Source organism: Rahnella sp. RFA10(1/100), from assembly GCF_004195115.1.
Classification (GTDB): domain Bacteria; phylum Pseudomonadota; class Gammaproteobacteria; order Enterobacterales; family Enterobacteriaceae; genus Rahnella; species Rahnella perminowiae.
Genome location: NZ_SEWR01000005.1, coordinates 352283 through 359074, shown reverse-complemented (window position 1 = coordinate 359074; position 6792 = coordinate 352283). Strand labels below are relative to the sequence as shown.

Below are 6792 nucleotides of genomic sequence, written 5' to 3'. Positions count from 1 at the left end.
ACTTTGCTCTTTCGAGGTCATGCGGTATTAGCTACCGTTTCCAGTAGTTATCCCCCTCCATCAGGCAGTTTCCCAGACATTACTCACCCGTCCGCCGCTCGCCGGCAAAGTAGCAAGCTACTTCCCGCTGCCGCTCGACTTGCATGTGTTAGGCCTGCCGCCAGCGTTCAATCTGAGCCATGATCAAACTCTTCAATTAAAAGTTCGATTTGCTTAAACACGTTAAGCGGTGCTCAGAGATTACTTCGTAATAATTCAACTAAATGAATTACTGCTTGGTCACTCTAAGACTTGATATTTTTTGCCACCGAAGTGGCTGATATCGTCTTGTGAGTGCCCACACAGATTGTCTGATAAATTGTTAAAGAGCATGCCGCGGTTCGCAAGGAATCTTATGCGGCGCGGGAGGCGTATATTACGTTTTCCCGCTGAAGAGTCAAGAGATTATTCATTCGAACATTCTTCTTTTTCTCTTTCTGGCCAGGCGACTTGTCAGTCGTTGTTCCCGGTCAGTGGAGGCGCATTATAGGGAGTTCTCAGAAGCCCGCAACCCCTAAATTAACTTTTTTTATCAACCGGTCATTAATCCAACAATTTTGCCCGAAATGGATAAATACCGACCGTTTTCCGCTAAAAACATCCCCGTTTTAAGCCGGAGCCTGGAGTAAACTCTCCTTTATAATAAGAGAAAGACATTCAGGAATACCTTACATGCTACTCAATGCGCATCAACAAGCGGCTCAACGTAACCTTTCTTATCTTCTTGCGGAGAAAATTGCACAACGTATTTTGTCTGGGGAATATCCGGAAGGTGCCATTCTTCCCGGCGAGAATGAGTTAGGAGAGATTTTTGGGGTCAGCCGCACGGCCGTGCGTGAAGCCGTAAAAACGCTGACGGCCAAGGGGATGCTTTTACCTCGTCCGCGAATTGGTACCCGGGTGATGCCGCAATCAAGCTGGAACTTTCTCGATCAGGAATTACTGACCTGGTGGATGACCCGCGAAAACTTCGATCAGGTGATGGCACATTTTATTGTTTTGCGCAGAGCTCTCGAACCTCAGGCCTGCGCCTTAGCGGCACTCGCTGCCAGTAAAGAGCAAACGCATCAGCTCTCCCTCTATATGTATGAGATGCGCCAGCTACATAACAACTTCGATCGGGAACGTTGGATAACAGTAGATACGCAATTTCACCAGCTTATCTATGAAGCGGGGAAAAATCCGTTCCTGACTTCTTTCGCGAATTTATTCAGCTCAGTGTATCAGAGCTATTTTCGGGCAATTACCGGCAATGAGGTGATTAAGCTGGAGCATCACCAGCGGCTGACGGATGCCATTCTGGCCGGTGATGCCAATGCAGCACTTCTGGAATGTCAGAGCCTGTTACTTACCGATGAGTGATCCCACCGACTGACGCACGACCAGCTCCGGCGTTAATACTAATACCTGTGGTTGTGAATCCGGGTCTTGCAACCGATGTAGTAATGCATCAACGGCCAGTTCTCCCAGCGAGTCTTTAGGTTGATGGATTGTTGTCAGCGGCGGCATCATATATTGCGCTAACTGGATATCATCGTAACCCATCACGGCGACATCCTCAGGGACGCGCAATCTGCGCTGATAAAGAGCCTGATACACGCCAACCGCCATCGCGTCGTTACCGGCGAAAACTGCATGAGGCGGTTCAGGTAGCGCCAGCAACTTTTGCATTGCGGCTAATCCGCCTTCAAATTCAAAATCACCACTCACTTCATAACCGGGCAAAATCTTCAGACCTGCTTTCTCCATCGCCTGACGATAGCCACTGAGTCGTTCCTGCGCAGTCGTTTTATCCAACGGGCCGGTAATACAGGCGATGCGATGATATCCCTGACGGATTAAAAACGCCGTCGCCATTTCGCCGCCCAGCAGCGCGTTATCCTGAATAATATCTATCGCGCCATCAAACGGTGACCAGTCCATCATCACAATCGGCAGTGACGGATACCGGCTGATCGCATCTTTCGATGGCCGGTGGTTTTCAGTACACATGATGAGCAACCCATCGACCCGCTTTTGCAACAGCGTCTCCAGGCTGCGGTTCATACGCTCTGCATCATTATCTGTATTGCATAAAATGAGGCTGTATCCACGCTCATAACAACTGCGCTCCACTCCGCGCACGACTTCCGAATAGAAAGGGTTACTGCTGGCCGTCAGCAACATACCGAGAGTACGGGTCTGATTCAGCTTGAGGCTGCGGGCTAATGCGGAAGGCGCGTAGTTAAGTTGTTCTACGGCAGCATTCACTTTCTCAGCGATGGACTCACTGACAAAACGATTCTTGTTGATAACATGGGAGACTGTCGAGGTTGAAACGCCCGCAAGGCGGGCGACATCTTTCATGGTGGCCAATCAGGCCTCCTGTTGTGCGAGGAAATCGTCTATTTCGTTACGCCACGGAACGGAAGGTTGGGCACCAGGGCGCGTCACGGCAATCGCCGCCGCCGCATGCGCGAATCGTACCGCGCTATCCATCGTTTTACCTTCAAGCAACGCGGTGACTAATGCACCGTTAAAAGTATCACCTGCTGCTATTGTATCGACGGCTTTCACGCGAAACCCCGCCACCAACTTTCCTTCGCCGTTCTGGCTGAGCCAGACGCCTTTACTGCCCAGCGTAATGATGACGGTTGCGATACCTTTTTCATGCAAAGCTTTCGCAGCACATGCGGCAGCTTCATTACTGTCAACTTTAATTCCCGTCAGCTTTTCAGCTTCGGTTTCGTTCGGGGTGATTATATCCACCCGCGCAAGTAATTCATCCGGCAATTCGCATGCAGGAGCCGGATTGAGGATCACCTGGGTACCGTTGTCTTTGGCAATCTTCGCTGCCGCAATCACCGTATCAAGAGGGGATTCCAGTTGCATTAATAAAGCAGAAGCCCCGATGACCTGCTGTTTATAGCGATCAAGATATGCCGGGGTGACAGCTTTATTAGCTCCCGCATCGATACCAATAACATTCTCACCTTCCGCATTCACAAAAATCAGCGCTACGCCAGTGGTAGTGTCTTTAATGGCTTCAATGGGTTGCGTATCAATATGGTCACTGGCCAGCTGCTTGCGAACGCGCTCACCAATATCATCATCTCCCACACAAGCAATAAAAGAAATATCAGCACCACTGCGACCGGCTGCAACGGCCTGATTCGCACCTTTACCGCCAAAGGCGACGGTGTATTGCTTACCGATAACCGTTTCGCCCGGTTGCGGGAATTGGTTGATATTCAGAATGTGGTCAGCGTTGATACTGCCGAGTACCACCAGTTTGCCGGTTTTCATGTGGAGATCCCTGAGTCGAATAGCGCCTCCATCAGAAGGCGCAGTTACAGCGTAGATAAAAAGAGTATTACGGCTGAGCAACCAGTTTCAAATCAACAGGGATAACAGCAGGCACTTTTTCACCTTTCAATATTTTGTCTGCGGTCTGAACGCCGATCACACCGATTTGTTCAGGGCGCTGCGCAACGGTCGCACCCATTTTACCGCTGTTAACCGCTTTGATACCGTCTTCGGTGCCGTCAAAGCCAACAACCAGCACATCCGTTTTACCGGCAGTTTGCAGGGCGCGCAATGCACCGAGCGCCATTTCATCATTCTGAGCGAACACGGCCTGTACATCCTGATGTGCAGTCAGCAGGTTCTGCATAACGTTCAGGCCCTTGGTGCGGTCGAAGTCAGCAGGCTGGCTGGCGAGGATCTGGAAATGGTGTTTTTCAGCAGCCTGAGCAAAACCTTTACCACGTTCACGGGCAACAGACGTCCCGGCGATCCCTTCGAGTTCAATGACTTTAGCGTTTTCACCCAGTTTCTTGGCAATGTAATCACCGGCCATTTTACCACCGAAGGCGTTATCCGATGCAACGTGGCTGGCCACAACCCCCTTAGTAGCCTGACGGTCAAGGGTGATCACCGGGATTTTCGCCTGGTTTGCCATCGCAACGGCATTGCCTACCGCATCAGAATCAGTCGGGTTGATCAGCATCAGCTTAGTGCCACGAACCGTCAGATCCTGTACGTTTGCCAGTTCTTTCGCCGGGTTATTCTGAGAGTCAAGAACCACCAGGTTATAACCCAGTTTGTCCGCCTCTTTCTGCGCACCGTCTTTCATGGAGACGAAGAACGGGTTGTTCAGCGTGGAAACCACCAGCGCAATAGTATCTTTCGCCAGAACGTTCGCACTGAAAGAAGCGGTGATCGCTGCAGCGGAAACCCAGACAGCCAGTTTTTTCATATTCATGGTCATAAGTCCTGTAGGAGAGGTTATTTGTTGCTTTTGTTATCCACCAGAACCGCCAGCAGGATGACAACTGCTTTTACGATCATCTGGTAGTAGGAAGAAACACCTAATAAGTTCAAACCGTTATTCAGGAAGCCAAGGATCAATGCACCGATCAGCGTTCCAACAATGCGTCCTTTTCCCCCGGACAGGCTGGTTCCCCCTAATACCACAGCGGCAATCGCATCCAGCTCATAACCTGTACCCGCGTTCGGCTGCGCAGAGGATAATCGCGCCACTTCAATGATACTGGCCAGAGCGGCTAACAACCCACACAGGGAATAGACGATAATTTTAACTTTATCGACGCTGATACCTGACAGACGCGTAGCGGATTCGTTACCGCCCAGCGCGTAGATATAACGCCCTAGCCGGGTGTGATGCAGCATGTACCACGCCGCAATAAACACCACAGCCATCAGCCAGACGGGCGTCGGGATACCCAGCGGGCGACCGATACCAAACCAGCCAAATACATCAGCGACATCATTAAAACCGGTACTGATCGGGCTGCCGTTGGTATACACCATTGTGATACCGCGCAGCAGCAACATCATGACCAGCGTGGCGATAAACGCCTGAACCTTACCTTTGGCCACAATCATACCGGTGACGCCACCCACAGCGGCACCCAGCACCAGCGCAGCCCCCACAGCAACCAGCGCATTCACTTCCAGTCCGACAATCGAGGCGGCAACAGCACCGGTAAGCGCCAGCAAAGAGCCGACGGATAAATCGATACCGGACGTCAGGATCACCAGCGTCATACCCACCGCCATAATGGCGTTGACGGACGTCTGCTGAAGGATGTTAAACAGGTTGTTAACCGTAAAGAAATTCGGGCTCATGGAAGAAACCACGGCAATCAACACCAGCAGTGCAATCAGAGACTTTTGCTCCAGCAACCACTCTTTACTGATCCAGCGCTTTTTAGCTGGCAATGTCTGAGAACTCATATCTGATTACTCCTGCGTCACGCCGTATTGCTTGCCGACAGCAGCTGCCATCAACACTTCTTGCGTAGCCTGTTCTATCGGGAATTCACCGCTTAAATGACCTTCATGCATCACCAAAACCCGGTCACTCATGCCAATCACTTCCGGCATTTCTGAGGAAACCAAAATGATGCTCAGCCCTTCGCGCTTGAACTGGTTTATAAGCTGGTAAATTTCTTTTTTAGCACCAACGTCAACGCCGCGCGTCGGTTCGTCGAGGATCAAAACTTTCGGCCGCGTCATTAATCCACGGGCAATCGCCACTTTTTGTTGATTACCACCGGACAGCAGGCCGATGGTCTGCATCATTGACGGTGTTTTGATATTGAAAAGGCGGATGAAATCGCCGACAGCCTGCTGTTCGTCGGCATGCTTAAGGCGCCCGCCGGTGTGACTGAAATAGCGCAACGCGGTCAGTGACATGTTTTCTTTCACAGACATACCGAGCACCAAACCATCGCGCTTACGGTCTTCAGAAATGTAAACAATACCGTTTGCCAACCCGTCTTGCGGAGAGTGAGTCACCACTTCGCGGCCATCTAGCGCCACATAACCACTTTTACGCGGTAGCGCGCCGTAGAGAATTTTCATCAGTTCGGTACGGCCGGCACCCATCAAACCGGAAATCCCCAGGATTTCGCCGCTGTACAGATCAAAGCTGATGTTGTTCACTCCCGGTCCGCTGATATCACGCACCTGCAGGCGCAGCGCACCGCGTTCATGATTAATACGCGGGTATTGTTCCTCCAGACGGCGGCCCACCATCATTTCAATCAACGTGTCTTCTTCCAGTTCGCTGACCGGACGCTCTGCAATGAACTGCCCGTCACGAAATACCGTCACGTCGTCGCAGATTTCGAAGATTTCTTTCATGCGGTGTGAGATATACACCACGCCACAGCCGGCAGCTTTCAGTTCGCGTATAACGCTAAATAAAGAAGCGGTTTCAGTATCGGTCAGGGCATCGGTCGGCTCATCCATAATGATGACTTTGGATTCAAAGCTAAGCACTTTAGCTATTTCGACCATTTGCTGGTCGCCGATGGATAAATCCCCCACCAGCCGGTCACTTTTGTAACGCAGATTCAGGCGCGCCAGCAGTTTATCGGCTTCGGCATACATCTTCTTCCAGTTGATACGGCCAAAACCGTTTACAAACTCACGGCCAAGGAAGATGTTTTCAGCAATAGTCAGTTGAGGGATCAGATTTAATTCCTGATGGATAATCCCGATCCCGGCTTCCTGCGATGCTTTCGGACCGTTGAACGTCGCTTCCTTACCCAGAAAACGTACTGAGCCGGCATCTTTTTGATAGATGCCGGTCAGCACTTTCATCATGGTGGACTTGCCCGCGCCGTTTTCCCCCACCAACGCCATCACTCGTCCCGGATAGACGCTGAGCGCCGCGCCGGAAAGGGCTTTCACGCCGGGAAAGGCTTTATCAATGCCTGTCAGTTGCAGCAAAGGTTGCATAAA

Annotated in this window: 6 protein-coding genes and 1 rRNA gene; 1 reads left to right on the top strand and 6 read right to left on the bottom strand. The window is 51.1% G+C overall.

The annotated features are described in order from the left end of the window. Window positions 1-199: ribosomal RNA gene (locus ETV65_RS17280) — 16S ribosomal RNA — on the bottom strand; the annotation flags it as partial. Window positions 200-711: 512 nt separating this feature from the next. Between ETV65_RS17280 and ETV65_RS17275 the strand changes: the two genes are divergently transcribed. Beyond that, window positions 712-1401, top strand: coding sequence for a FadR/GntR family transcriptional regulator (locus ETV65_RS17275; protein WP_129954164.1), 690 nt, complete (start codon window positions 712-714; stop codon window positions 1399-1401). On the opposite strand, the gene rbsR is transcribed toward ETV65_RS17275, so the two are convergent. From rbsR to rbsA, 5 genes are all read right to left on the bottom strand, one after another. Then, window positions 1384-2394 carry a ribose operon transcriptional repressor RbsR gene (gene rbsR, locus ETV65_RS17270; protein WP_129954162.1) on the bottom strand — a complete coding sequence of 337 codons (1011 nt, stop codon included), beginning with the start codon at window positions 2392-2394 and terminating at the stop codon, window positions 1384-1386. The genes ETV65_RS17275 and rbsR overlap by 18 nt on opposite strands. Continuing rightward, window positions 2395-3324: a ribokinase gene (rbsK, locus tag ETV65_RS17265; RefSeq protein WP_129954160.1), complete on the bottom strand. Its 930-nt coding sequence runs from the start codon at window positions 3322-3324 to the stop codon at window positions 2395-2397. Between the two features lie 67 nt (window positions 3325-3391). Continuing rightward, window positions 3392-4282, bottom strand: coding sequence for a ribose ABC transporter substrate-binding protein RbsB (rbsB, locus tag ETV65_RS17260; protein WP_129954158.1), 891 nt, complete (start codon window positions 4280-4282; stop codon window positions 3392-3394). Window positions 4283-4305: 23 nt separating this feature from the next. Then, window positions 4306-5277 (bottom strand): ribose ABC transporter permease, encoded by a 972-nt coding sequence (rbsC, locus tag ETV65_RS17255; RefSeq protein ID WP_129954156.1) that lies wholly within the window; start codon window positions 5275-5277, stop codon window positions 4306-4308. Window positions 5278-5283: 6 nt separating this feature from the next. After that, window positions 5284-6789 carry a ribose ABC transporter ATP-binding protein RbsA gene (gene rbsA, locus ETV65_RS17250; RefSeq protein WP_129954154.1) on the bottom strand — a complete coding sequence of 502 codons (1506 nt, stop codon included), beginning with the start codon at window positions 6787-6789 and terminating at the stop codon, window positions 5284-5286. Window positions 6790-6792: the final 3 nt, after the last annotated feature.